Source organism: Micromonospora sp. WMMC273 (genome assembly GCF_027460285.1).
Taxonomy (GTDB): Bacteria; Actinomycetota; Actinomycetes; order Mycobacteriales; family Micromonosporaceae; genus Micromonospora; species Micromonospora aurantiaca.
In genome coordinates this window covers 2,046,649-2,070,427 of sequence record NZ_JAPZBE010000001.1, presented here as the reverse complement: position 1 = coordinate 2,070,427, position 23,779 = coordinate 2,046,649, and the positions used below count along the sequence as shown (strand labels likewise).

Below are 23,779 nucleotides of genomic sequence, written 5' to 3'. Positions count from 1 at the left end.
TGCTCCTAGTCGGTGGCGTTGAGGGTCATAGTCCGGTCGGCGATGCGCTGCGCGCTGGTGTTCGTATACGCGATGACCTGCTCCAGCGGACGATCAGGGCTGCTGAAGTCCGCGAGGATGTGGGCGTAGCGCCGGTCGGAGGCCAGGAGCACACTCGTAAAGATCTTGTCGTTGATCCGCTGCGCGCAGGAGCGGGCTACCTCGTACCGGGCCGCGCTCGGGTTCGGGACCGCCTCACCGTCACATGGGCCCGACGTGGCCGTTCTGCGGAGAAACGCCTCGTCGTCGCTCTCGATCAGGCTCAGCAGGATCCTGCCCCGGTAGGCCTGGTCGGCCGATGTGAATTCGTACTCGCATCGCACCCGGGACCGGTCGACATCGCGCTTCGGTTCGGTACGTGTCAGCGTCCACGACCCGGACACCATCTCCGGTAGGGCGTCGGCCACATCACCGCACGACGGAACGGCTGCGTCGTCGCCGAGCGGGCCCCAGCGCCACAGACCGACCAGGCCGAGCGCCACGACGGCAACGGCAGCCACGGCGATCAGCGCCTTCTTGCTCATGGGGCCGCTCACCAACCGGACCGCTGGTCGCGTACCGGCGCGTCCACCTCACGTACCGGCCGCTGCAGCGACGCCAATGCGACCCTGGCGGCGGCTCTCACCTGGCGGGCCAACGACTCGTCCGTGTGCCGGTGCAGACCGTCGACCTCGACCGCGATGTCGCCCCGCCTTGAAGCAGCGATGCGAACGGACCGGTCAGGCGAATGTACATCCACGTCATGCCAATGGTTCGCGGCCTCGGGAGCAGAGGGCTCTCGCGACCCGGGAATCATCGGGTTCGTCCTCTCTGCCCGGTCGTGTCAGCCGTTGCGCTCAGGTTGTGCGCACGCCCGACGTATGCGTCCTTCCGCCGCAACGCCATCATGGCGACGACCCTATCAACGCGTGTCACCGCCTCGCCGCCCTGAGTGATCGCCGCAGATCGGACTTCCAGCGCCCGCGTCGGCCCGCCCGACGATGACGGATCAATGCGACTGGCGAGAGAATCCCGCGGAGGGCACCTCATCAGCCAGGTCGTGGCGTACAGCTTCCTCGGCCCTGTGGCGTCGGCGGTTCCGGATGAGGAAGATCGTCAACATCAGCAGGATGAGAACCACCAGGCCGGCGCCAACAGCGATCACGGCAACCTGCTGGTCGCTCGGGCCACCCTGGTCGCCATACCTGGTGACGTCGAAGTTGTCGTCCCCGGCTGCCTGGTCTGCACCGGTAGCCGGGGGCGTCGGGCCGAGCAGAGGATTCTCGGAGACCGCCGGCACGTCGGCGGTCAACGCGGCCACCGGGTCGATACGACCGAAGCCGTACTGGGGATCACGACCCGCCGGGCCGGCGTCACGGGCCGTGCGGATGATCCTGTTGATCACATTCGCCGCGTCGAGATCCGGGTACTTCGACCGGATCAACGCCACAACACCGGAGACAATGGCGGCGGAGTCCGAGGTGCCGTCGCCCCAGCCGTAGCCGTGGTTCGGGCCGATGTTGAAGATGCCGTCGCCAGGGGCCGACACCGCGGCCTCCGGGCCCTGTACAGAGCCGGACCAGAAGGCTCCTCCACGGGTCGTGCCGGTCACCGCGATGACGCCGGGAATGTTGGCCGGCGAGGTGACGGCCTTCTCACCCTTGGCGATGTTGCCGGCGGAGACGACCACGACGACGTCCTTTGCGAGGGCGTACGTGATGGCCTCCTTCTCCCCCGGCGATGCCGCAGCCGCCCCGCCGACGGACACGTTGACCACCGTGGCTCCGCCATCGACGGCCATCCGGATGCCCTGGGCCACCGCTTGACTGCTGGCCCGCCCCTTGCCCTTTTTAATCTTGATGGGGAGAATCCTGGCGCCTGGGGCGATCCCGTCCACACCGTCGGCGGCCGCGTTCGTCGCCGCGATGATGCCGGCCATATGGGTGCCATGACCGTCCTCGTCGGCGCGACCGTCCCCGGTCGCGCCATAGCTGCGACCGCCGGGAAGCACCCGGCCCCGGAGGTCCGGGTGGGTGGCGTCGACGCCGCTGTCCACCACCCCGACGATTACGCTGCGACCGGTCGACAGCTTGCGCACTTGCTCGATGCGAAGCTCGTCCAGGTACCACTGCTCAGCCCGCTGCGGCGCGGCGACAGCAGGCTGGGCGGCGGCACCGACCAGCAGCACGCTCAGCAGGCCGGCCGCGACCGGCCGGAGCATGCTGGCATTCACGCTCATCTGTCCGCCCTCATCGCAGAATGCCGGGGGAACCGGTGTCATCACGGCCCCACGGATCGCCGTCCTCAGTCAACCACAACGACTCCGGACCGGCGCCGTCGTCCTCAGCGCCGCTCTCCCGTCCGACGCCACCGATCATTCCGCCGGCGCTGCCACGCGAACCGCCCGTGCCGGCGCCGGCACGACTACCGGCGGCGTTACGCAGGGCGCTGGCGGCGCTGGTCATCGGCGGCACTCGGCCGTTGCCACCGCCGACCATGCCGGGGATGCCGACCGGGCTGATCTGACCGCCGACGACGGGGCCGCCCCCACCGACGCCGAGCCCACCCCCGGCACCGAAGCCGGCGCCGCCGATCCCGCTCGGCGAACCGAGCCCGGGTCCGGCTCCGATACCGAGCGGGCTGTGGCCGCCGAGACCCGGGATTGTAGAACCGCCGGGGCCACCGCCGAGGGCGATCGGTCCGCCGGCACCGGCCAGGCTGGTGCCGAGACCCAGATCCGCGATCGGATCGCCGCTCCGAGGCAAGGGAGCGGGGTACGAGCCCGTGCTACCGCCGGTGAGGTCACTACCGGAGCTGCCACCGGCCGACGGCACTGAGACCGAGGAATGGCTTCCACCGGAGGAGGCGCCACCGCTGATGCCCGCAACGCCGGGGGAAGCCCCACCGCCGTCGTACCCGGAGCCACCACCGACTGTGGGGGCGCCGCCTGCCCCGACCCCGCCGTCCAATCCGGCAGGGGTGTAGCCAGCCGGAGGAGTGCGAGGACGGAACCCGTCAGAGTTGCCACGCTCGTCGAACTCCGGTACCTCGAGCCGCGGCCGCTCGGTCTCCAGTGCCTGCGGCAGCGGGACCATTGCGCTGTTGGCCACCTGCTGGTTGTCCCGGTACCAGTTGTTCAAGTGCGAACTGGTATCCCACAGGCCGCCCCGCTTCTGGTCACCGGCCCGGCCGTCGACCTTCATGGTCGCCTCCAGGTCGTCGGCTTTCTCCCGGAAGGCGCCGTCGGCGTACGAGGAAGGATCGGTCCGGTAGTCCGCTCGCAGCGCAGCCAGGAAGCCGGAGGCGTTCCCGCCGTCGTTGGCGTCGTCGAGCTCGCCGCCGTTGGGCAGGCTCCACTCGTTGACACCGAAGTCGTCCATCAGGGGAATCGGGATGCTCGCAACCGCCTTACGGATGTCACCCTCGATCCGCGACAGCGCGCCACCGACGTTGCTCGCGGTGGTGATCAGGTCCTCGATGCTGCGGCCGATGTCGCTCAGGTGCTCGCGGTACGCGTCGCCTCCGCTGCCGGTCCAGCCGGCGAGCAGGCCGGGCAGACCATCGGTGTGTGGACGCACGGCGCCCGGCGCGATCGGGCCGACGAAGGAACGTCCGACCAATGCATCCCGTAGGTATCCCAGGGTGGTGGAGAGGTTGTTCCAGCCGACGCCCACCTCACCGACCAGGTCCGGGTCCGCCGACAGCGTCACCTCGCGTACGCACTGCTCCCAGGTGCCCATTGCCGGCCCTCTCAGCCTGGGAGGGGGCCGGATGCACGACCCCGCACCGTCGACTGCAGAGAGACGATCTGAATCGGGTCGTCTCGAAGACCGACCGCGATGCACGGCCGCGGCACGAGATCGAATTGCACCACTGAACGCCCTCCCCCGAGATGACGAGAGCCTACAGTAGCCGACCCAATCCAGAGAGCAGCGACAGGAGCGGTTCCCTACCGATTGGGCTCAGCGTGAGTGCCCACGACCTCGACTCGGCGTCGCCTCGACCGTCGGGGGGTTCGAGGGCTGGTCATTTGGAGACCGAGGACGGGGTGGGCGAGGGAAAGCACGCGCCGCAGCCCTCGCGAGATCGCCGGCGTTCTCCAGGTCACGACGCTCCAGCAGTCCTCGGCCGAGATCCTGGACCAGGTCATCGTGGCTCCTGGCGGGTCGCCACCGCTCGACGGCACGGAAGACGAGTGAGCCAGCCGGACGCACGAGGGCGCCCTCGGTCTTGATGAACAGATCACCACGACGCACCGCTGCGGACAACCCTCTGTGCAGGGTCGCAGCCAGAAACGGCAGCTCGGCGTTCAGACGCATGAGCTCCCGGTTTTTCCCGTCGGATCCGTTCATCAGGTGCGACCGTGTCCACCGCAACGCTTCCGCCAGTTCCCCGGCAGCGTCGCGGGCTGGACCGACCGGTGGGGTGGCCCGCAACTCGGCAGCGGCAATGGCGGCACGCCGCCAACCGTCCACCTTCGTCGGGGCACCGTCGCTGGTGGCAACGTGCACGGCCAAGCCGAGCTGAGTGCCGAGCTGCAGGTGAACTCCGGCGACTTGCTGCGGGTACTGCCACAGCCAGCTACGCGCGGCCGCGACAGCCGCGACCGCGTCGTCAACGGTACGGATGTCGGGTGCCGGATCGAGCGGCGAACGCGCGACATCAAGCCCGTGCAGGGACGGCTGCCCTTTACCTGCAACGACCAGAGCTCGTGCTGTCCTGGCGAGACCGCTGTTCGCCGTCCACCGGGCGGCCTCCGCCACCGGGCGGTAGATCTCGGTCAGATGCCCTTGTCCGTGGTCGAGCCATCCGGGCAACGCCATGTCGAGCACCACGAGGCCCGACGTGAGCCTGGCGACGTCAGCGAGGCCGGACGAAACGCCGCCTCCTCGCCGGATCGCAAACCCCTCCGGGGTCGGAGGCCGCTGACCTGGGGGCACGTGGCAGGCGAGGATGTCACCGATCACGCCGACGGCGTCCGCGGCACGGCGCAGCGACCGTGCCGGTTCAGCGCTCACCCTGCTGCCGGACGGTGGAAACTGCCGGTCGACAAGTGCGGCTGCGCGGAGGCCCGCGTAGAACTGGGTAAGTCGCTGTCCGCGCCTGGTCATCAGTGCCGTGGCACCGGCCCGATCCAGTTCCTCCACCGCCGGACGGCCACCGGCCAGCAGCTCGGTTGCCCGGATCAGCTGCGCGTAGACAGCGGACCGGGCGTTGACCACCACGTTGATGTCTGCTGCGGAACCCGGCGGATGCTGACGCATCGCCGTGGCCGCGGCGCGCAGTGCCCGCTCGGCCCTGCTGTGCCAGTGGCCGATCGTCATGCCAGAGCCGCCGCCGCGTGTCGCAGCTGCTGGGCGGCGGCGTCGTGGTCGAGCCGCCGGGCAAGGTCATCACCGCCGCTGGCAGCGAGGTGTTCGTGATAGCGGGCAAGGTGCTCCACCAGCGTCGCGACCGCGTGGCGGGTTTCGATGTCGTCGCGCGCCGGCGCCGCGGCGTCGACCACCACGTCATCGTGGTCGGCGTACAGCCGCGCACGGATGTCGAGCATCTCCAGGCCGAAGTGGTCCCAGGCGAGGTCGGTCCCGGAGAGGCGCTTCCATGCCTCGATCGCAAGCTGGACGGCACCGGCTGCGGTGGTGTCGTCCCAAGCATGCGCACTGTCGGCGCACAACTCCTTCGTCGCCTCGATGTAGTCCATGCCGTGGGCTTGATTCGATGTCAGCAAGGTCGTCCACTCCAATCGGTCGGTCAGTTGAGGTCGTTTTCAAGCCTCGCGTCATCCGCTGCTGGTGCTGGCCGTGAGCAGGTCGGGCAGGAGCTCGCGCAGCAGGGCGTACGTGGCAGGGGTCAGGTCCTCCGGCACCTCGGCCTCGCGGACCCGCATCAGCTCGCCCAGCAGATTCCGCAGCTCAGCGGTGTGTCCCTCGGCGTGGGCGACGCGCATGATGTCGTGCCACGGTCCGTCGTCACCGCGCTCCGGGTCGGCCAGCCAGGCCTGCTGTACGGCCCAGCGCGCGCCGGTGATGTCACCGGCGTCGAGGTACAGCTCGGCCAGTTCGTGGGCGGTGTCCACGATCGCGGAGGTGAGGTGTCCCGGGTAGATGTCGGACTCGGGCAGCCAGGTGAACGGGTTGCGTGTGCCGGCAGCGTAGGCACGCTCGGCGCCGTCGAGCGGTACGCCCCGGACGAGTTCCAACGCGGCACGCAGATCCTTGACGCCGGCCACTCCGCGGCTCTCACCGCGACTGCGCAGTCGGCGGAACAGATGCCAGTCCAGCAGGTAGCCGGCCCGCAGTCGGTAGAGCCGGTCGGAGCCCATCTCGGGCAGCCAGGAAGTGCCGTCAGGCGCTTCGCCCAGCCAGCGGCGGGCTCGCGTGATGGCCACCCGGCGGCTGGCGTCCTTGACCTGCTGGTCGGGCCACAGCGCGTCGGTGAGCTGCTCGGCGGAGGCTCCACGGGCGCCACGCTGGGCGAGGTAGACGATGAGCTCGCCGTGGAAGCGCCGACGCTGGTCCGGAACCGGGCCGGGCGCGTCAACGACGACAGGCCCGAGCACGCTGACGCGCGGGCGCGTCGGATCCTGCTCGCGCCAGGACCGCAGATCAGTGTCGAGATCCGGGTCAGCCTGGCGGCGTCGTTGGCGGATCGCAGCGGTGACCTCCCGGCGCGGGGTGACGCCGGCTGTGCGAGGTCGGTCCAGGGTAGGTATGGCGACGATGGAATCCGCCGGCGGCGACGAGCGGGTATCGGCTGGCGCCGTCCTCGGGACCGATGCCTCGCCACCGGTCAGGAGATCGAGCACCGATCCGGCAGCGTCGGTGCCCTCCGCCCACTCCTCCGGCTCCCTGGCCGGCGGCGTCGATTCGTCAGTCGCGGCCCGTGCCTGCGCCATGATCTCGACGAGCGGCTCCAGTTCGCGTACAGGTAGGCCGGCTGGGGCCCCCTCGACCTGGAGGTACGGCAATGCGAGGCGGAGCCGGCCGTCCTCGTCCAGAACGATGGTGTTCGAGCCGGCGGCGGCTCGGGTGCCGGTGCTGACGACGGCGACGGCGCACCTGCCGGAGTTCCGCAGCTCCTTACCGAAATCGTGGAGCACGTCGAGGTCGTCCTCGTCGGGCTCGGCGACGAGCAGCACCTGGGGCGCCCAGGCCTCGCCGACGTCCATGAGGCGACCGGCGAGGGTGTCGGGCGCTCCGGACGCGTGCAGGCCGGCCGTCACCGCGGCGGCCCGCCGTCGCAGCCGTGGGACGGCCTCGTGAACCGACGACGTCGCGCGGACGCGGTCCGGGTTGAGAGCGACGAGCAGTTCGGTCTCCGGCGCGGGAAAGCCGGCGATGATGACCTCGACGTCGTCCGACCAGGTGTTGCAGGCGAGTTCGCAGGCCAGGTAGCGCAGCAGGGCAGCGGCCTGTTCGCCGTTGCCCGCGATGGTCAGGTCGCCGAGCCGTTCGAGATCGAGCAGCAGATGCCGGCCGGGCTGCGATCCGACCGCCACGAGGGTGGGCAGCGGTGCGAGCTGCTCGGCGACGGCCGGCACGGCCGCGTCCCCTGGCAGGGTCCACTGAGCGCCGTCCTCGACCCACGGTGGGGGTGGCTGCGGACAGGGCTCGGTGAGCACGAGCGTGACGGCCTGGTCGACGATCCACGCGGCGGCGATGTCCGGCACCGGCTGTTCCCGCTCCGCCAGCGCCGCGGCGAGGCTGCGCAGGGCGAGGTCGAGCCGGTCGACGTCGGCGGGTTGCTCGGCCACGCGCAGGATGCGTTCCGTGGCGCCACCGCGAGGGTGCGGTAGTCGACGGCCGGACCGGCGGTGCTGCCTCTGACTGCGTCGACGGCGGAACACTGCGGTCAGCAACAGCGCGGAGAGCAGGCCCGCTCCGGCGAGTGATCCCAACACGATGGTTTCGCTGGCGCTGTCGTCGCCCGTCGGCCCGGGCTCACGTACCGGATCTGCCGCCCCGGACTCGCCGCTTGGGCGTGCAGTCGTCGAGGACGAGCTGGCTGAAGTGGGTGGCGTCGGAGCATCGCTCGGTCGAGCCTGCGCGGATGAAGTTGGGGGGATTGGCTCGCTCCCGCCGCGGTCCGGCGAACGGGAGGAGGTCGGCTCACCCCCGGCCTCGGCCTCGGCCTCCGGAACGCTCGGCGGCGGCTTGCTGCCGGCTTCGGGAGCACTCGGGGTGGGCCGGGTGCGGCTATCGACAACGACCCGGCCCCGGGCGTGGTCGCCGGCGCCGCGATCGCGAGCCTCCGCCGGCAGCGTGATCCGCCACCCGCGTTCAATGTGGTCAGGGAACCGGTAGTCACGCCGCTCAAGGTCGGAGTTGATGGCCACGAGTTCCGGGTAGCGGTCGGCGTCACCGAGGAAACGCTCGGCGACACCGGCCAGCCAGTCGCCGCGCGCCACCTCGTAGACGAGCCGTCCCGGTGCATGCATGGTCCTGGCCACCGGGGACCCGACGATGGGGATCCGGAGCGTCCAACCGGCGTACACCCGGGTGTTGCCGGGCTGGAGGCTGCGGCCGTCCGGCTGCGCGAGGCCGTGGTTGGCCTCGGCCAGGCGTTGCCAGGGCACGTTGTACGCCTCAGCGATGTCGAGCAGGCTCTCCCCGCGCTCGACCGGATGTTCCACGTACCCGGTGGTGGTCGTGGCGTCCACCGGCGCGGTGGGTTTGGCCACCACGTGGTCGGAGCGGGGTGCGGCCACCGCCGGGGTGGTGAGGGCGGCCGGCGCGGCGGCGGAGGCCAGGGTCGGCGCGGCGATGGCGCCGAGAATGGCCGCGATCAACGCGGCGGCCACGCGTTGCTGGAACCGCGCCCCCGGGATCCGGGCGGCGTTGCGCGGCACCTGTCCCCGACGGCGTGCGCGCAATTGTGCGACAGTCTCCACCACCAGGGCGACGAGGAACGTGACCCAGGTCCACGCGGCCAGGAGCGCTGCGATCCAGCCGATCAGCGTCAACGTCTGCAGGAACAGGTCCCCGTCGTCCCGGCTGCTGAGCGCCTGCCAGATCTGGCCGGCGGCAGCACCCGGATCGTTCGTGAGCGTCGAGAGCCATGTGCCCAGGCGGGGCAGCGGGTTGCCGACGGCCCACAAGAGCAGCGCGGGCAGGGCAGCGGTCACCGCGACCACGGCGAACGCGCCGACGCCCGCGAGTACTTGCCGGCCGCGGCCGGTGGCGGGTGCGGTGCGTGCCACTGTTGCTCCTTCGCGGGCTGCTACTGCGCGACCAAAGTGGCGGTCGCGCGACCGGTCACGGTCGTGCCTGCTCCCCCGGCGAACAGGTCGAGCAGGATCGGGTTGTAGGTGACCGTGACGGTCACGGTGAGCTGCTGCGCGCCGTCGACGGTCACCGAGCCGGTGACCCCGTCGAGGTCGTCGAGGTACGCCTGTACGGCGTCGGCGGCGACTGAGGGCTCGATCTCCTTCGTGCCCCCGTCGATGGCCTGGCCGGCCTTGATCGCCTGCCCGCCGGCGCGGGCCGCCTCGGCGGCGATGTTGTCGGCGCGCTGGTAGGCCCGCACCTTGGCGCCGCCGTCGACGACGAGGCCGATCAGGGCGAGGAAGGCGGGCACGAGGACGGCGAACCAGACCGTGACCCGGCCGTCGTCGCCGCGCAGGCGTCGGCGGAGGGCGGTCACGTTCTGCTCCGGTACGTGTCGAGCGGGCTGGTGAAGGAGGCCTCGAGTGGCACGGTGCCGGGCATGCCGGGCAGCGCCACATCCGAGAACGTCGCGGTGCAGCTAACCGTGGCGGTGACTGTGGCGGCCTGCCCGACCGGCACGTCGAACCCGGAGGTGGAGATGGTGACCTCCAGGCTGGTGCAACTCAGCCCCTGCGCATCAAGCGTCGAGTCGGCGGCGGCCGACGCCTGCTCGTTCGCATCGCCGGCGGTACGTGCCAGCGACGCGGTGCGTGCGGCGTCGTACGCGGCCGCCTCGAGCGCCTGGCGAGCGATGTTGACCCGACCGCCGATGACAGCGCCGGCGAACAGCGCCAGGATGGCCGGTGCGACCACGGCCATCTCGATGCTCACCGAGCCGCGCTCCGAGCGGTTCCGCCGGGTGCTCATAGCGCGGTCGGCCGCTCGACAGGACCGTGCGCGGTCTTGCTGATCGTCCAGCTGAGCCCGGGAAACACGGTGATCGCCTTACCGGTGACGGTGACCCGCACCTCCGACCCGGTGCGGGTGACGACGACCTGTTGGTCGTCCAGGCCCGCGCCGGCGGTCGAGAGGAAGGCGGCGGCACGTGCCTCACCGGCCGCGGCAGTCGACTGGTAACCCCGTGCGGCATTCACGCCCTGGGTGGCTGCGCCCAGCGCGATCGACTGGGCGAAGTAGACCAGCCCGGTCTGCACGACGGCAAAGGTCAGCAGGAGCATCGGCAGCGCGATGACGGCGAACTCCACCGGCGAGCTACCCCGATCGTGGCGCCACCGGACGGCCCGCCCGCGCCGGGTGGGACGCGGACGGGCGGTGGCCAGGGGCTGCGTCACGGCTGCGTCGGGATGAGCGCGACCCAGCCGTTGGCGACGGCAACGATCGCCCCGGCGACGACAACGGCACCGGCGACGAGGATCGCGGTGATGACGGCCGTGCCGACCGGGCTGTCGCCCCGCTCGGCCTCGGCCGGATCGGTCATGCGCTGCCAGTTCGTTGCCAGCTGCGCGAGGACGTCGTGGATGGTGTGCATGGCGGTTCCCTCCGTGTGGGTGGTGCCGGAATCAGCGGACGAACAGGCGGGCCATGAACGGATAGCCGATGAGGACGAGGAGCACGAGGATCAGCGCGGCGGCGGGGATGTCGAGCTTGTTGGTGCGCAGCTCCGCCTGGGCGAGTGCCTCGGTGCGGATCCGGTCCCGCATCGAGTCGGCCCGGGCGCGCAGCGTCTGGTGGACGCTGGCGCCCTCGTTGCCGGCGGTACGCATGATGTCGGCCAGGTCACCGAGCTCGATCACCTCGATGTCCCGGCCGAGCGCCTTCAGCTCGTCCCACGGCGGCCGGAGCTGCAGCTGGGCGCCGAGCAGGGCCTCCCGGATACGGGCGAAGACCCAGCCGTGGCAGACGCTGGCGGCGCGGTCGAGCGACTCGACCGGACCGTGGCCGCCGAGGACCTGGTGGGCGGCGAGGTCCAGGTAGGTGCACATGGCGCGGCCGAACTCGGCCCGGGCGACGGCGGCCTTGGCGACGACCTCCCGGTGGGCCAGCGCCGCGCCGGCCAGCGCGGCGGCGACAGTCCCGCCCGCCGGGATGACGACCGGAATCGGTACGCGTAGCGCCGCGACCGCGATGGTGATGAGCGCCGGCAGGATGAGGCAGAACAGCGCCGACAGCCCGAGCGTGAGGAAGTACTGGTCGGTGCTGCGGCCCAGCAGCCGCAGGTCGGCGTGCGGCACGGTGAACCGGCGCCGCAGCCAGTTGACGCCGGTCGGTGCAGTGTTCGTCGCGGTCAGCGGCTGGAGGCGCCGAAGCGCCGGGCCGAGCGCCGGCGGGGCGGGGATCAGTTGCACGACCAGCAGGAACACCCCGAGGCCGGTCATCGCGCCGGCGATGACCATGGCGGTGACGTAGCCGTTGGTCATGCCGCCGCTCCGAGCGTCTGGACCTCGGCCGGCGGAAGCAGCCGCTCCCGCCGGGGCGGCAGGCTGAGCTTGCGTACCGAGGCCATGAGCACGACGTAGAGACCGGCGAGCAACAGCAGCACGAGCTGGCCGAGCACGCTGCCGTACGGCTGGAGGTAGTGCGGGTTGATCACCCCGTACGCCAGCACCAGGACGGTCATGCCGGTCAGGAACCGCACGGCGAAGCGTGGGCCCTCGCGCTTGGCGTCGACGGTCGAGCGCATCTCGATCTCGGCGGCGATGGACCGGCTGATCGCGTTCAACACCTCATGCAGGCCTTCGCCGCGGTCCGTGACGTGGAGCATCAACGGCGCGATGACCTGATCGGCGGTGTAGTCGTTGAGGTCGTCGGCCATCTGTTGCAGCGCGGCGATCGGATCGCCGCTGCCCTGCAGACGCGCGGCCAGGTCACGGACCTCCTGCTCGATGAGCTGCGGCGCGGTCGCGGCGGTCGCAACGACGGCCTGCTGCAGGCCGATGCCACGAGCCACGATGTCGGCCAGGCGGCGGGTCCAGGCCTCGACGGCTTCCAGGCGGGCGACGGCCTGTTTCTCCGCGCGGCCCGCGGCGAACAGCCACGGTACGCCGGGAACGGCGACGCCGATGATCACGCCGGCGGCCGGCCAGCCGGTCAGCAGCCAGGTCGCCGCGCCGGCAACGACCGACGTCACCACCTTGATCTGGTGGGCGCGTTGTTCCCGGCGGGTGCGTCCCGACCCGGTCCACCAGCGGCGTGCCTGCTGGTGCAGCGCCGATGGCGGCCGGGGTGGCCGGGTGGTCCCGACGACGCCGAGGACGCCGACGACTGCGCCGGAGACGGCGAGCATGCCCGCCAGCACGGCGGCGAGGTCGAGCGGGCTCATGGCCGCCTCGCCAGGGTGTCGAGCTGGCTGCTCCAGGCGCCGTAGTTGTGCTCGCCCTGCTGGATGTAGCCGGTGAGCTGGCGGGGGTCGTAGCCGACCCGCAGCAGCGGTTCGCGTAGCCGTTCCGGCAGGTGCCGTGGCACGCCGCGTCCGTCCGGGCCCGGGCCGAAGATCTGGGTGGTGACGAGCTGGTCGCCGCTCATTCCGCCCACCTCGAGCACGTCGGAGACGTACCGGTGCTTGCGGCCGCCGAGCTTGGTTTCGTCCTCGACGCTGACGTACACGATCAGGTCGATCGCGCCGGCAGCCATCCGCCGCGCCAGCTCGGCGGTCATCTCGGGCCCGTGCTGCATGGCCAGCTCGATGACGCGGTCCATCACGGCGCGGGGGTGCCGGGCGTGGATGGTGCAGAGGGAGCCTTTGCTGGTGGCCATGGCCTGCAGCATCGGCACGATCTCACGGGAGCGGACCTCGCCGACGATGATCCGTTGCACGGACATCCGCAGCGTCAGCGGGATCATGTCCATGATCGTGACCTCGCCGGCGGGCCGACCGTCGGCGCCTCGGGAGCCGTGGCCCTCCCGGGATTCGAGGCTCATCGCCCAGCGGTGCCGCCCGGTGGTGTGCAGACCGAGCTCGCGGGACTCCTCCAGGGTGACGAACTGCTCGCGGTCGGGGATCTCCTGGGCCAGGCCGCGTAGCAGGGTGGTCTTCCCTGCGTCGGCCAGCCCGGCGACCATGATGTTGAGACCGGCGGCCATGGCGGCCTTGAGGAACCGGCAGATCAGGTCGTCGAGGGCGCCGTACCGGTCGCGGAGGTCCTCCAGGCTGACGTCCATCAGCGTGTGGCGACGGATGGCCGCGTAGGGACGGACCGACACCTGCATGAGTACGGTGAGCCGGCTGCCGTCGGGCAGTTGCATGTCCAGCCAGGGCTTGGTCGAGGACAGCGAGCGCTCGGTCGCGCCGGCGCGCATGGCCAGGACCTGGAACATGTCGACGAGTTCCTTGTCGGTCTCCGCGACCGGCTCGCCGACCGTGATCCGCCCGTCGGTGTGCTCGATCCGGACGTTGTCGCAGCCGAGGATGTGAATGTTCACGATGTCCGGCCGGTCCAGCAGCTGCTGTAGTCGGCCGAGGCCGAACATGTCCGCGGCGACCGCGTCGAGCAGCGCATGTTCCTCAGCCTGCGAGATTGGTTGGCCGGCCTGGTGCAGCGTGTCCACGTGCTCCCGGACGAGACGGGCCGCGATGCGCTCCGCCTCGGCCTGGCGGTGCTCGGTGGAGACGTTGGGCGTCTCCCGAAGCGCCGCGGTCAGCTCCGCGCTGACCCGGGCGCGCAGCATTCGCACCGCCGCGTAGTCGATGGTCTGTGGCTGGTCGACGGCCGGCAGCCGAGGTGCTTCCGGGGACGTGCCGTTGGTCGGCCAGCGGTGGCCGTTGGCGGCGACGCGGTCGACCGCTGCCGGCCGGGCCGGGCGGCTGTGTCGGCGCTCGTCAGGCACGGCCACTCCCCCTCGATGCTGTCGGAGCCAGGTGTACGCGCCGCCGCGCGATCGCCTCGCGTACGGCCGACTCGGCGCTCGCCGCGGCGCGCAGCAGCTGCTGGCTGCCGCGCAGCCGACCGCCGCCGTCGCTCAGCACCTCGGCGGTACGCCGGTCGTCGGGCAGCTCGACCACCGTCGGCAGTTGCAGCCGCTGCTCGATCTCCCGCCGGCCGTAGGGGCCGTCACCGATCAGCGCCAAGGCGAGCGCTCCCGTCCCCTGGCCGTGCTGCGTCAGCTCCCGCCGCAGCAACTCCGCCGCGCCGACGGCCGGCGCGATGGTGCGCAGGGTCGCCGCGCGTACGACGAGCAGCACGAGGTCGGCGCGGAACAGCAGCGGCCACGGCGGCGCGTTGGTGGCCAGCCGCCCGCAGTCGGCGATGACGTCGTAGCCCGGCTCGCCGCGCTCCAGGTCGGCGAAGTGCGCGCTCAGCATCTCCCAGGTGGGTCGCAGAGTTCCGGACTGGACCGCGTCGTTGATGCCGGGCAGGAGGAGTCGTCGGCCCGGATCCCGCGCGTCGAGGTCGACGAGCTGGTCGGCGAACGTCTCGGCGAGCTGGTCGCGGAGGGCAGCCGCGGCAAGCGGCAGTAGGCCGACGGGTGGGATCTCGAGGCGGGACAGGTAGCCGCTGAGGACGCTGCCGCCGGCGGGATCGCACTCGGCCAGCACCGTGCGTTCTCTCCAGGCAAGCGTGCAGGCGAGTGCCGTGGTGGTGACGCCGGGCGAGCCCTTGGCCGAAACCATCGCGATGATCGCCACGTCAGCCCCCCGTGATCAGGGCGACGACGATCCGGCCGGCCGCCGCGCGTGAGGCGACGAGCGGCCCGTCGCGTTCGGCCACGGCGACGTTGAGCAGCGTCGTGCCTTCCCTGATGCCGGCGTGCACGTCCACGACAGTGGCGTTGATGCTGATCGGCGCGGTGGCGTTCGGCTGCTGGTTCGGGGCTGGGCCGCTGTCGGCGGTCACGACGAGCAGCACCGCGGCGCCGGGCTTGACGCGATCGGCGGGCAGGCGCTCCGGCGGCAGACTGAGGCCCACCAGCTGCTTGCCCTCCCCGGGTACAGCTCGGTTGGTGATTTGGGCCCGCGTCAACAGGGTGCCGGGCACCAGCGCGACGGCCGCGAACTTGCCGACGATCTGGTCGGCGGCGCTCGCCTCGATCGGCTTGAGCGTCGGGTCGACGGTGATCCGTACCGTGCTGAGATCGGACCGCTCGATTGTCGAGCCGACCTCCACGGTGGTGTTCACCGCCAGGTACTCCGCTGTGGTGCCGACCTTGCGCAGCACGGCGACCGCGATCAGCCCGCCGGCGGCGACCAGCGCCACGGCCAGCCAGACCAGCGCCGGACGCCAACGACGCTGCGGCGCGACGCGGGGCACGGCGTAAGGGGCATTGACCGGCGAGGCGGTGCGGCCGGCCTTGGGCGGCGCACTGGTCATGACGTGATCACCTGCAGTTCGTCGATGTCGATCGTGGTGCTGGAGGACAGGTCGATGGACTGGGAGCCGGTGCTGCCGCCGCCGCTCCAGGTGACGAGCCACGTCGTTGTGGCCGTGACGGTGTAGCGGCCGCCCGCGAAGGTGCTGCTGGGCTGGCGGTAGCCGTCGTATCCACAGTCCGGCGACCGCCTGTTGCCGAACGAGGGCTGGTACGGGCTGCCGGGCTTGGTGCAGGTGACGGACTGCCCGTCGCCCATGTCCCACACGACCATCTGCGCCCGCGCGGTCGCGGTAACCGACCGTCCCGGCACTGCGGCCGTACGGGTGACGGGTCCCCAGGTGCTCGGGCTCACCCGGTTCCAGAGCCAGATCGGCAGCCCGACGAGGCCGGCGCCGTCGGTGCGCGGGGCGATCCCGATGTCGGGACCGTCGAGGTTCATCTGGGCGATGGCTCGCTGCGCCAGCTCCTGGTAGCTGGGCAGGATGCCGGCGGGCGGCTCCGGCGACCAGGCCGTCGTCTGCGAGGCGATGCCGCCGTAGACGCCACAGGTGCGGATGCTCCAGTAGCCATCGGTCCGACCGCCGGGTGGTGGCGGAATCCGCCTGACGTAGCAGGACCCGTCCCACACCCCGAAGCTGTCGACCACGCACGGCACGGTCTGTCCCTCGTAGCGGCAGCCCTGCCCGGCGCCGCCGCCGCTGTCACCACCGCCGTCGTTACCGCCGCCTCCGGTGCCCGGCTTCTCCACCACCCAGTAGCAGTTGCCCAGCGCGTCGCAGTGCTCGTAGTCGGCGTGTGCGACGTCGGGCGCCAGCAGCGCGCCGGCGCCGACCGCCAGGAGCAGCGCCACGAGCCTTCGGGTCAGCATGGCCGTTCCCGTTGGGCGTTGACCTCCCGGATGCGCCACTGACCGTCGTCGAACAGCTCCGCCTTGGCGGTCACCACGTACCTCGTGGCCTGGCCCTCGGTGCGTACCGATCTGCCGGTCTTCTTGGAGACCACGTCCCACGTGCCGGTGTCGAAGCAGTCCTCGATCTCGGCGGTGAAGGGACGGCGGCTCGTGTCGACACTGCGTACCGCGGGCGTCGAGGACGGTTCGCCTTCCGTGATGAGTCCCTGCTGGAACTTGATCAACAGGTCCTGGCGCACGGTCGGCAACGCCGGGTCGGCCACGAACCTGTCGAGCTTAGCGTTGTAGTCACCCTTGTTCGACGCGGTGACGTAGGCCCGAACGTAGTTCCGGTAGGCCGCCAACGCGGCAGCACTGGCGGCGGTGTTCTCTGCGTCGGCCGTCGAAGAGGGCGTTACAGACGAAGTTGCCGTCGCGGGGCTTGGCGTTGCCTTCGGCTTGTCGTTACCGCAGCCAGCCAGGCCGGCAACGACGATGACGGCGAGCCAGGCGGTAACGCGGACGTCAGCCCGCCGGATCCTGCTTACCGTTGCGGTCAACGTGATCCTCCCGTTGGTGACGGACGCGCGGCTCGGGCTCCTGTCGCGGCCACGCTGCCGGCAGGTGCGGAGGAGCGGCTCCTTGCCGCGAGCGCGACGACTGATGACTCTGGGATGCCCGGGTCCGGAACATTGACCGGCCCGAGCAGCCCAGCGTCCCCCTCCGAGCGTCGGGGCCGGGAAAACTTCACTCCCGACATAGATAGACTCCCCCTTATGACTGGCCAACTATCGCCTTGACCAGCCAACACAACGGGTGTTGAGCAGATTGCGTCGTGACTTAACGCCCGTTGCTCCAAACAGGAGCGAGCATACGCTCACGTTCCGTGCATGTGTCAACATCTGTTTTGTTGGCGCTTGCATCTGCGACACTGTCGTTTAGTCGCTGGAGGGTGATGAGTCATGGTCGACGATCGGCATGTGGAGCAGGAGCTGCCATCCCTCGACACACTGGCCGCCCGGCTGGAGTACCTGTTCGACCGGATTCGGCCGACCCCTGAGGAACTCGGCGAGTCCGATGAGCCCGACCGCCGGTACACCAACAAGGAGATCGCCGACAAGATCAACGCGACTGCGGCCGAGACCGGTGTCTCGATCAGCGCGGCCTACATCGGAGAGTTGCGCCGCGGCGTGGCCAGCGACCCCCGCACCTCCCACGTCCGCGCCCTGGCCGCCGCCTTCGGCGTGAGCTCCGGCTACTTCGTCGACGACGCGGCGGCACGACGGATACAGGAACAGATCACGCTGCTCAGCGAGCTGCGTCGGATGGACGTCAAGCAGGTGGCGCTGCGCCAGGTACTCGCCGACAACGGATTGTCAGCGCGGGACACGCAGCTCATCGAGCAGATGGTCGCCCGACTGCGCGCCGTCGCCGAAGCGGCCGGCCCGGACGAGACCAACACCGCGCCAGACGGTCGCAGATAGCCGTGTTGATCCTTCGGTGGCAGTACGCCGACGAGCGGGGGAAACCAGACGTGAAGTTGCACCGACTACGCAAGCGCTGCGAGCAGATAGCCGCGGAGGTGGAGATACCGAAGCCGTTCGACATCCAGCGGCTGTGCGACGTGCTCGGAGAGCGGCGTGGCCGACCCATCCATCTGGTGCCGATCCGGCTCCCCGCCCTCACGGTCTGCGGCATGTGCGTACCGACCGGCGAGTTCGACGCCATCTTCTTCGAGCAGGACACCTCTCCCCTGCATCAACTGCTGATCATCGGTCACGAATTGGGGCATCTGCTCGCCGGCCACCAGACGACCGAGATCCTGGACCCGGAAGCCTCCCGGCTGCTCCTGCCCGATCTGGACCCGCAACTGGTCCAGCGCAGCCTCGGCCGGAGCAACTACGCGGCCGCCGAGGAGCGCGAGGCCGAGATGATCGGCTCGCTGCTGCTGCGACGGGCACGCGCCGGCCGGATGGTCGAGCAGGACTCGCCGCTGGACAGCCGGCACACCGAGCTGTACGGCCGGTTGCGGCACTCGCTGGAACACCCTGACTGGTAGCCGAGATGGACACCATCCTGTACACGCTGTGCGCGGCTGCCGGCTGGCTCGCCTTCGGCTACATGCTGCGGCTCCAGCGACGCCAGCCGAGCCAGGTCCGAGGCGCGATCTGCGTGGCGCTCGGTGCCTTCGCCGCCGGAATCACGCTCGCCATCCCGCCCATCGCGGCGGGCATCGACTCGGCGTCCGGATTGTCGAACCTGGCCAAGGTCATGTCTCACGGCTGCGCCATGACGATCGCCGCGAGCGCCGAGAACATGCTCCTTCACCTGTCCCTACCGCCGGCGAAGGCAGCAGCCCGCAGCCGGATCTGGGTGTGGGTCACCGGCAGCGCCTTCCTCGTCATGGTCGCCCTGTTCACCTACACGCTCACCTACGACGAGCCGGTGCTCCTGACCGTCGAGTACGCGCGGGATCCCGCCGTCACCGCGTACCTGCTGATCTTCATGCTGGTCGGCTTCTTCGCCTACTGCACCGACATCGCCCGGCTGTGCTGGCGATTCGCCCGCATCTGCGGGCGGCCATGGTTGCGCCGCGGTCTCCGCCTCACCGCGGTCGGCGCCGCGTTCGCGTTGCTCTACAGCACCAACAAGATCGTCTACCTCGTCGCCTACTGGCTCGGTTACCAGCCGGCCGGCGAGCGGGAGATCGCCTCCGTCCTAGTCACCATCGGCGCGCTACTCATGATGATCGGCTTGACCATGCCGGCGTGGGGCCCGATCTTCACCATCACCCGACGCTGGGACGACTACCGCTCGTACCGCCAGCTCGAACCGCTGTGGCGGGACCTCGTCGCTGCCCTGCCGGAGCTCGAACTCGACCCCAGCCTGCGGCGTCCGCTCGGCGCCGCCCGCGACATCGACTACGCCCTGACCCGGCGTGTGGCCGAGATCCGCGACGGCCGACTGGCGCTTCGCCCGTACATGGACGTCAAGGTGACGGAGCTGGCCGAGCAGTTCGCCGAGCAGGCCGGCATGAGTGCTGACGAGCAGCGAGCCAACGTCGAGGCGGCCCACCTTGCCTGCGCCCTACGCCGCCACCGGGCCGGCCTCATGGCTGCAGTCCCCCAGCCGGCCGACCAGCTGTACCGCCCGGAAGGCGGCTACGCCGGCGAGATCGGATGGCTGGCCCAGGTCACCACCGCCTACACCCGATCCCCCGTGGTGGCCCGGACGCTCGTCGCGGCCCGGCTCGCGGCCGCCCAGGATGCCGCGAAGCCCCGGGTTGGAGATGCAGCACGATGAGAAAGCGCTACGCCAACCTGGCCCGCATCCGCACGCTGGACCCCGAGCGCGACTGGCTGGAGATTTACCAGACCATGCTGCGGCTGGAGTTCCCGTGGGACATGAAGCTGGGGCTGAACCTCGCGTTCAACCGGTCGTTCTCCATCCCGGCCATCGCCGCGGTCCACGTCGGCACCGGGGAGCTGACCGAGCGCACCCAGAAGCGGATCGATGACACTGGCCTGCTGATGTACGAGATGGTGCTCAATGGCTTCGACCAGCCACGTGGCCGGGAGGCACTGCGCCGGGTCAACCAGATCCACCGCCCGTACGACATCCCAAACGAGGACTATCTGTACGTGCTCGGCTGCCTGGTTGTCATCCCGACGCGATGGCTCGAACGGTATGGCTGGCGTCGGCCATGCTGCCACGAACGGCGGGCGACGTACCTGTTCTATCGGGAGCTGGGCCGGCGGATGGGCATCACCGACATCCCCGGCTCGTTCGAGGATCTCGAGGTCTGGTTCGACGCGTACGACGCTGTGCACCTGACGCCCAACGACGACACTGCCGCCATCGAGCGCGCGACGCGATCGTTGTTGCTCGGCCGAATCCCCCGGCTTCTCGCGCCGCTGGGCGACGGGCTGGTCAGCGCCATGTACGACGATCGACTGCGACGTGCGACACAGGTCAACCTTCCAGCTCGACCTGTGCAGATCGGCCTGCACCTCACGCTGAAGCTGCGCGCCCGGCTGCAGCGATGGCTCGGAAATCCGCCGAAAACGCCGTTGTTCGATCAGGGCATTAAGACCAAAACCTACCCCGAAGGATACGCGATCAGCGAACTCGGCCCTCAGTAAGGCGAGGCTTCGAAGTCACCACTCGTCTAACTACGCAATACAGCCACCTTATCCGTGACCGCCGCCGGCCGGTGCCATTTTCGACGTTGCCACGATTATCTGTTCAGCCACAAAGCGCATGAGGGGCACTTCGGTTGACAGCTCAGCATCGTGCGCGAAGGGGATGAAGCGTCCCTTTGCGCCCTCTTTGCTGTGTACCAACGAATTTCGCGTCTTATATATGCGGCGCCCCATGGCCGCGATAACTTCCGACCTATTGCGGTTCATTAAGTCAAACGTGTCGCCACCAGAAAAGCTGACGACACGATTGGCATAGGTCGCATGCAGCGTCCGATCAAAGCTATTGAGGTCATTTAAGAGCCTCGGCAAGTCAACGTAACGCTCCAGCGTCAACCGCAAGGCGGCCTGCTCGCTGATAACAACCCCATCGTCTTTTACTTGAATCTCTTTGCTAACACGCTTAATCAAACTTCGCACATCCTGCTTTCGCCGATAAGAGAAGTCCGGCGACGTGAGGAAGCCTTGGATTTTCTCTACCAAGTCGTCTTGGAATATATTCTCGAACCAATGCTCTGCGACATGGTAATAAGACAAGTACTTTAACATCGCGCTGTCCGCCGAAACCCCGAGCTGATAGTGATGCACAAGGTCCATGACGTAGTGTCGCCGCGGCGGGTCGAGATCGTCCATACTCGAACGCCTCATCCCTCTAATCTTTGAAGGTTCAAGCAGATGATCGATTCCAGCCAGGGGCATCACAGGCACATCAAGGTTGAAGCCGATATGGAAGAAGAAGGCATCGGCGTATGGCTTCCACCAAGCCGGGGAGCGACGAGCCGCAGAGGTAAGCCGGAGAGTCCGAACCCTGATAACTGACCGAAATGCCGCAAGCCCGTCTACCGACTCTCGACGTTGCCGATCCCTCCACGAAAGCGGCGCCCGTACGTTGCGGCGCCATCGCGGCCCCACCTGGTCCCGCATCCGGAGGATCAGGTGAACCATAAAGGCAGGGCTAGCCGGGCCGAGCTCGTAAGAAGTCTCCGATTGCGGGTCTTCTAATGAAACCCCATCCTCGAACAAGCGCGACGTCATGAGGGATCGCGACTCGGTACGCACCATCACTTCATAGCTGGTCTCCGTGACGACGCATGCTGGGTTCAATTCCTCATACTTGCCAACAGTGTCAACAAGTTCCTCGATGGCAGCTTTCTTGACCGGAAGCAAGGACGAAAGCTGGCCGCCTCCAAAGAGGTACTCGTCATCGGATGATTCGACGTCACACCCTAGCGCCTCTCCGATTACTGCGACCACCTCATCGCAAGTCGTTTGCATGACCGCCCCTTCGCTCCGGCTGACCCCCCGGAGGTGGGCTACTCAAGCCGATACCAATGCAATTGACTTGGGCATGATACTACCCGCTTCCTTCTTACCGCCTAACGCAGGCACCCTAACCGAACTGGCTACAGCCACGCCCTCGTACTGTCCAGCCCATCCACAGCCTGCACAATCACTGAGCCGAGTCATATTTGTCCAGACAGTTCGTACATCAGCTAACTTGTATCGTCATATGGTCACGGCGGTAGCGGCAGATCGGCTCATCATCACAACGGCCGGCGGATGGCGGCGACTCGTTCTCTCCAATCGCTTACAGCGACAACCTTCACGACGTCGCCGGTCCTAGGTGCCTGAACGAGGTACTGCCGCCAGCCGCTGCCAGTACCGATGTACATGCCAACGTGACCGGGCCGGGACATCGTGCCGTCGGTGCCCGGGATGAAGATCAGATCGCCGGGTCGCATCGCCGCCAGCGACGGAACAGCGACGCCGACGTGCACCTGCTCTGCGGTCACCCGAGGAATCCGAACGCCGCCCTTGGCCCAGGCGGCCATCATCAGCCCCGAGCAGTCGTAGCTGTCAGGTCCTTCAGCGCCCCAGACGTACGGCTTGCCTCGCTGGGCCAGCGCGAACGCGACGACGGCCCGGAGCTGCGGATCCGCCGGCAGCATGAAGCCCACCGGCAGGCCCTCGTCGTCCACTGGCGGCATCCCGTCACCGCCGTCACTGGTACAGACAATGCCCAGGCCGTCGCTGATCGCCGCAACGAGCTGCTCGGCCTCGGACTGCCATCTCGCGTACGCATCAGGGAACGCCGAACGCTGCACCGCTTGCGCCGCCCGGGTGAGAGGCATGGTCTGCCAGCCGTTGACGTCGAGCAGACGCTCGTAAAACTTCCGGCTGGCGTATCGCGGATCCAGGATCTGCTCGGGTGTCCCCCAGCCCTGGCTGGGACGCTGCTGGAACAGACCGAGTGAGTCGTGGTCGTTGTCGGCACCGAGGTGGCCGAGGTTGCGCAGGGTGGATTCCTGCATCGCGGCGGCGACGGCGATCTCCCAGCCATAGCGCGGCACCTGCATCTCGGCGCCAACCGCGACGATGGCAGCTGCGTTGCCGACCTGATCGGAGCTCCACGAGCCCTGGCCTGGCCAGACCGCCGGCGCGGCTGTCGCGCTGGGCGCCGCACTGGGCGGGCTGATGGTGCAGGCCATGACGGGGTTCGCGCTGAGGACCGAGAACGGAACCAACACGACCAGCGCCAGCGCCGCCAGCAAGACGCCGATGAGTCCGCCCACGACGATCGGCCAGCGACGGGTCATCGCAGACCCCCCAGGCAAACCTCGTAGCTGGTGACTCGCAGGCCGGGGCCGGCAGGCCCGCTGCGGTGCAGGGCGCCTTCGACGACGATGCGCTGGGTCCTGCTGCACCAGCCACCCTCGCCCACCAGGGTCGCTCTCACCCGGTAGGTCTGCCGGGCGATGATCCCGCCGTTTCCCGCCGGTTGCGGCTCGTCGAGGAGCGTCACGACAGCTTGGACGCAGGCGCGGTGGACGGCCCACGTCGTCCAGCGGCCGTCGTGGTCGGCAGCAGCGCTCGGGTCGGCCAGGGTGCCGCTGGCGAATCGCACGGCGCGCCGGTAGACGTCGCCGGGCCGCGCGTCGCGGCGGGTGTCGACGCTGTAGAGGGACGTCACGAACCGCTGGCACACCGGGCCCGGGTCCGCGTACGAGAAGCCGAGCTGCGTAGGTGGCGGCACCGGGACCGCCACGATGGTCGGCCCGGGAACGGACGAGCCGCCAGCGCTCGGTTCGGGCGGTGTCGGCTCGGTCTTGGCAGCGCAGCCGGTAACGGCCAGCGCCATGATCACTTCCGCCGCGACTCGTTGTGGCGCATTCATGGCACGACCCTGTCGGGCCGTCGGG

Annotated in this window: 24 protein-coding genes; 4 read left to right on the top strand and 20 right to left on the bottom strand. The window is 69.4% G+C overall.

Annotated elements, in window-relative coordinates:
* Nucleotides 1–5: 5 nt before the first annotated feature.
* From O7611_RS09815 to O7611_RS09735, 17 genes are all read right to left on the bottom strand, one after another.
* A complete protein-coding gene (locus O7611_RS09815) occupies nucleotides 6–563 on the bottom strand; it encodes a hypothetical protein (RefSeq protein WP_269696628.1) in 558 nt (185 codons plus the stop codon).
* 464 nt (nucleotides 564–1,027) lie between these two features.
* On the bottom strand, nucleotides 1,028–2,257 hold the full coding sequence (gene mycP, locus O7611_RS09810) for a type VII secretion-associated serine protease mycosin (RefSeq protein WP_269696627.1): 1,230 nt from the start codon (nucleotides 2,255–2,257) through the stop codon (nucleotides 1,028–1,030).
* A 10-nt stretch (nucleotides 2,258–2,267) separates the two neighbouring features.
* Nucleotides 2,268–3,692, bottom strand: a complete 1,425-nt coding sequence (locus tag O7611_RS09805; protein WP_245255794.1) for a hypothetical protein — start codon at nucleotides 3,690–3,692, stop codon at nucleotides 2,268–2,270.
* A gap of 288 nt (nucleotides 3,693–3,980) precedes the next feature.
* A complete protein-coding gene (locus O7611_RS09800; RefSeq protein ID WP_269696626.1) occupies nucleotides 3,981–5,342 on the bottom strand; it encodes a hypothetical protein in 1,362 nt (453 codons plus the stop codon).
* Complete coding sequence (locus tag O7611_RS09795; RefSeq protein WP_269696625.1) at nucleotides 5,339–5,719, bottom strand: hypothetical protein; 381 nt, start codon at nucleotides 5,717–5,719, stop codon at nucleotides 5,339–5,341. Before O7611_RS09795 ends, O7611_RS09800 begins: the two co-directional genes overlap by 4 nt.
* A 78-nt stretch (nucleotides 5,720–5,797) precedes the next feature.
* Nucleotides 5,798–9,217, bottom strand: a complete 3,420-nt coding sequence (locus O7611_RS09790) for a LysM peptidoglycan-binding domain-containing protein (protein ID WP_269696624.1) — start codon at nucleotides 9,215–9,217, stop codon at nucleotides 5,798–5,800.
* A gap of 20 nt (nucleotides 9,218–9,237) precedes the next feature.
* Complete coding sequence (locus O7611_RS09785; protein ID WP_269696623.1) at nucleotides 9,238–9,660, bottom strand: TadE/TadG family type IV pilus assembly protein; 423 nt, start codon at nucleotides 9,658–9,660, stop codon at nucleotides 9,238–9,240.
* Nucleotides 9,657–10,091 (bottom strand): TadE family protein, encoded by a 435-nt coding sequence (locus tag O7611_RS09780; protein WP_269696622.1) that lies wholly within the window; start codon nucleotides 10,089–10,091, stop codon nucleotides 9,657–9,659. The genes O7611_RS09785 and O7611_RS09780 overlap by 4 nt, the downstream gene beginning before the upstream one ends.
* Nucleotides 10,088–10,429: a TadE family protein gene (locus O7611_RS09775; RefSeq protein WP_269696621.1), complete on the bottom strand. Its 342-nt coding sequence runs from the start codon at nucleotides 10,427–10,429 to the stop codon at nucleotides 10,088–10,090. The genes O7611_RS09780 and O7611_RS09775 overlap by 4 nt, the downstream gene beginning before the upstream one ends.
* Nucleotides 10,430–10,512: 83 nt before the next feature.
* Nucleotides 10,513–10,713, bottom strand: coding sequence for a hypothetical protein (locus O7611_RS09770; protein ID WP_210942506.1), 201 nt, complete (start codon nucleotides 10,711–10,713; stop codon nucleotides 10,513–10,515).
* A 31-nt stretch (nucleotides 10,714–10,744) separates the two neighbouring features.
* Entirely contained in the window at nucleotides 10,745–11,602 is an 858-nt protein-coding gene (locus O7611_RS09765) for a type II secretion system F family protein (RefSeq protein ID WP_269696620.1), read from the bottom strand.
* Nucleotides 11,599–12,504 carry a type II secretion system F family protein gene (locus tag O7611_RS09760; protein ID WP_269696619.1) on the bottom strand — a complete coding sequence of 302 codons (906 nt, stop codon included), beginning with the start codon at nucleotides 12,502–12,504 and terminating at the stop codon, nucleotides 11,599–11,601. The genes O7611_RS09765 and O7611_RS09760 overlap by 4 nt, the downstream gene beginning before the upstream one ends.
* Nucleotides 12,501–14,009 (bottom strand): CpaF family protein, encoded by a 1,509-nt coding sequence (locus O7611_RS09755; protein ID WP_269696618.1) that lies wholly within the window; start codon nucleotides 14,007–14,009, stop codon nucleotides 12,501–12,503. The genes O7611_RS09760 and O7611_RS09755 overlap by 4 nt, the downstream gene beginning before the upstream one ends.
* Nucleotides 14,002–14,808, bottom strand: coding sequence for a ParA family protein (locus tag O7611_RS09750; RefSeq protein ID WP_269696617.1), 807 nt, complete (start codon nucleotides 14,806–14,808; stop codon nucleotides 14,002–14,004). Before O7611_RS09750 ends, O7611_RS09755 begins: the two co-directional genes overlap by 8 nt.
* A gap of 1 nt (nucleotide 14,809) precedes the next feature.
* Entirely contained in the window at nucleotides 14,810–15,490 is a 681-nt protein-coding gene (locus tag O7611_RS09745) for an SAF domain-containing protein (RefSeq protein WP_269696616.1), read from the bottom strand.
* A complete protein-coding gene (locus O7611_RS09740) occupies nucleotides 15,487–16,359 on the bottom strand; it encodes a hypothetical protein (RefSeq protein ID WP_269696615.1) in 873 nt (290 codons plus the stop codon). The genes O7611_RS09745 and O7611_RS09740 overlap by 4 nt, the downstream gene beginning before the upstream one ends.
* The gene (locus O7611_RS09735; protein WP_269696614.1) at nucleotides 16,353–16,940 is read right to left on the bottom strand and encodes a hypothetical protein; all 588 of its coding nucleotides are present in this window, start codon (nucleotides 16,938–16,940) and stop codon (nucleotides 16,353–16,355) included. Before O7611_RS09735 ends, O7611_RS09740 begins: the two co-directional genes overlap by 7 nt.
* 402 nt (nucleotides 16,941–17,342) lie before the next feature.
* Between O7611_RS09735 and O7611_RS09730 the strand changes: the two genes are divergently transcribed.
* From O7611_RS09730 to O7611_RS09715, 4 genes are read left to right on the top strand one after another with little or no spacing between them, the layout of a single operon-like run.
* Entirely contained in the window at nucleotides 17,343–17,864 is a 522-nt protein-coding gene (locus O7611_RS09730) for a hypothetical protein (protein ID WP_209961267.1), read from the top strand.
* A gap of 50 nt (nucleotides 17,865–17,914) precedes the next feature.
* On the top strand, nucleotides 17,915–18,439 hold the full coding sequence (locus tag O7611_RS09725) for an ImmA/IrrE family metallo-endopeptidase (protein WP_269696613.1): 525 nt from the start codon (nucleotides 17,915–17,917) through the stop codon (nucleotides 18,437–18,439).
* A 5-nt stretch (nucleotides 18,440–18,444) separates the two neighbouring features.
* On the top strand, nucleotides 18,445–19,683 hold the full coding sequence (locus O7611_RS09720) for an MAB_1171c family putative transporter (RefSeq protein WP_269696612.1): 1,239 nt from the start codon (nucleotides 18,445–18,447) through the stop codon (nucleotides 19,681–19,683).
* Complete coding sequence (locus O7611_RS09715; RefSeq protein ID WP_269696611.1) at nucleotides 19,680–20,522, top strand: oxygenase MpaB family protein; 843 nt, start codon at nucleotides 19,680–19,682, stop codon at nucleotides 20,520–20,522. The genes O7611_RS09720 and O7611_RS09715 overlap by 4 nt, the downstream gene beginning before the upstream one ends.
* A 48-nt stretch (nucleotides 20,523–20,570) precedes the next feature.
* Here the strand turns inward: O7611_RS09715 and O7611_RS09710 are convergent, their stop codons facing one another.
* From O7611_RS09710 to O7611_RS09700, 3 genes are all read right to left on the bottom strand, one after another.
* Nucleotides 20,571–21,833: a hypothetical protein gene (locus O7611_RS09710; protein ID WP_269696610.1), complete on the bottom strand. Its 1,263-nt coding sequence runs from the start codon at nucleotides 21,831–21,833 to the stop codon at nucleotides 20,571–20,573.
* 290 nt (nucleotides 21,834–22,123) lie between these two features.
* The gene (locus tag O7611_RS09705; RefSeq protein ID WP_269696609.1) at nucleotides 22,124–23,176 is read right to left on the bottom strand and encodes a C40 family peptidase; all 1,053 of its coding nucleotides are present in this window, start codon (nucleotides 23,174–23,176) and stop codon (nucleotides 22,124–22,126) included.
* Nucleotides 23,173–23,754, bottom strand: a complete 582-nt coding sequence (locus tag O7611_RS09700) for a hypothetical protein (RefSeq protein ID WP_269696608.1) — start codon at nucleotides 23,752–23,754, stop codon at nucleotides 23,173–23,175. Before O7611_RS09700 ends, O7611_RS09705 begins: the two co-directional genes overlap by 4 nt.
* Nucleotides 23,755–23,779: the final 25 nt, after the last annotated feature.

Excerpts from the sequence above, each read along its gene's own strand:
- O7611_RS09815 (WP_269696628.1), bottom strand. The coding sequence starts at position 563 with ATGAGCAAGAAGGCGCTGATCGCCGTGGCTGCCGTTGCCGTCGTGGCG.
- mycP (WP_269696627.1), bottom strand. The coding sequence starts at position 2,257 with ATGAGCGTGAATGCCAGCATGCTCCGGCCGGTCGCGGCCGGCCTGCTG.
- O7611_RS09800 (WP_269696626.1), bottom strand. The coding sequence starts at position 5,342 with ATGACGATCGGCCACTGGCACAGCAGGGCCGAGCGGGCACTGCGCGCC.
- O7611_RS09795 (WP_269696625.1), bottom strand. The coding sequence starts at position 5,719 with ATGGACTACATCGAGGCGACGAAGGAGTTGTGCGCCGACAGTGCGCAT.
- O7611_RS09780 (WP_269696622.1), bottom strand. The coding sequence starts at position 10,091 with ATGAGCACCCGGCGGAACCGCTCGGAGCGCGGCTCGGTGAGCATCGAG.
- O7611_RS09770 (WP_210942506.1), bottom strand. The coding sequence starts at position 10,713 with ATGCACACCATCCACGACGTCCTCGCGCAGCTGGCAACGAACTGGCAG.
- O7611_RS09765 (WP_269696620.1), bottom strand. The coding sequence starts at position 11,602 with ATGACCAACGGCTACGTCACCGCCATGGTCATCGCCGGCGCGATGACC.
- O7611_RS09760 (WP_269696619.1), bottom strand. The coding sequence starts at position 12,504 with ATGAGCCCGCTCGACCTCGCCGCCGTGCTGGCGGGCATGCTCGCCGTC.
- O7611_RS09745 (WP_269696616.1), bottom strand. The coding sequence starts at position 15,490 with ATGACCAGTGCGCCGCCCAAGGCCGGCCGCACCGCCTCGCCGGTCAAT.
- O7611_RS09740 (WP_269696615.1), bottom strand. The coding sequence starts at position 16,359 with ATGCTGACCCGAAGGCTCGTGGCGCTGCTCCTGGCGGTCGGCGCCGGC.
- O7611_RS09730 (WP_209961267.1), top strand. The coding sequence starts at position 17,343 with ATGGTCGACGATCGGCATGTGGAGCAGGAGCTGCCATCCCTCGACACA.
- O7611_RS09720 (WP_269696612.1), top strand. The coding sequence starts at position 18,445 with ATGGACACCATCCTGTACACGCTGTGCGCGGCTGCCGGCTGGCTCGCC.
- O7611_RS09715 (WP_269696611.1), top strand. The coding sequence starts at position 19,680 with ATGAGAAAGCGCTACGCCAACCTGGCCCGCATCCGCACGCTGGACCCC.
- O7611_RS09705 (WP_269696609.1), bottom strand. The coding sequence starts at position 23,176 with ATGACCCGTCGCTGGCCGATCGTCGTGGGCGGACTCATCGGCGTCTTG.
- O7611_RS09700 (WP_269696608.1), bottom strand. The coding sequence starts at position 23,754 with ATGAATGCGCCACAACGAGTCGCGGCGGAAGTGATCATGGCGCTGGCC.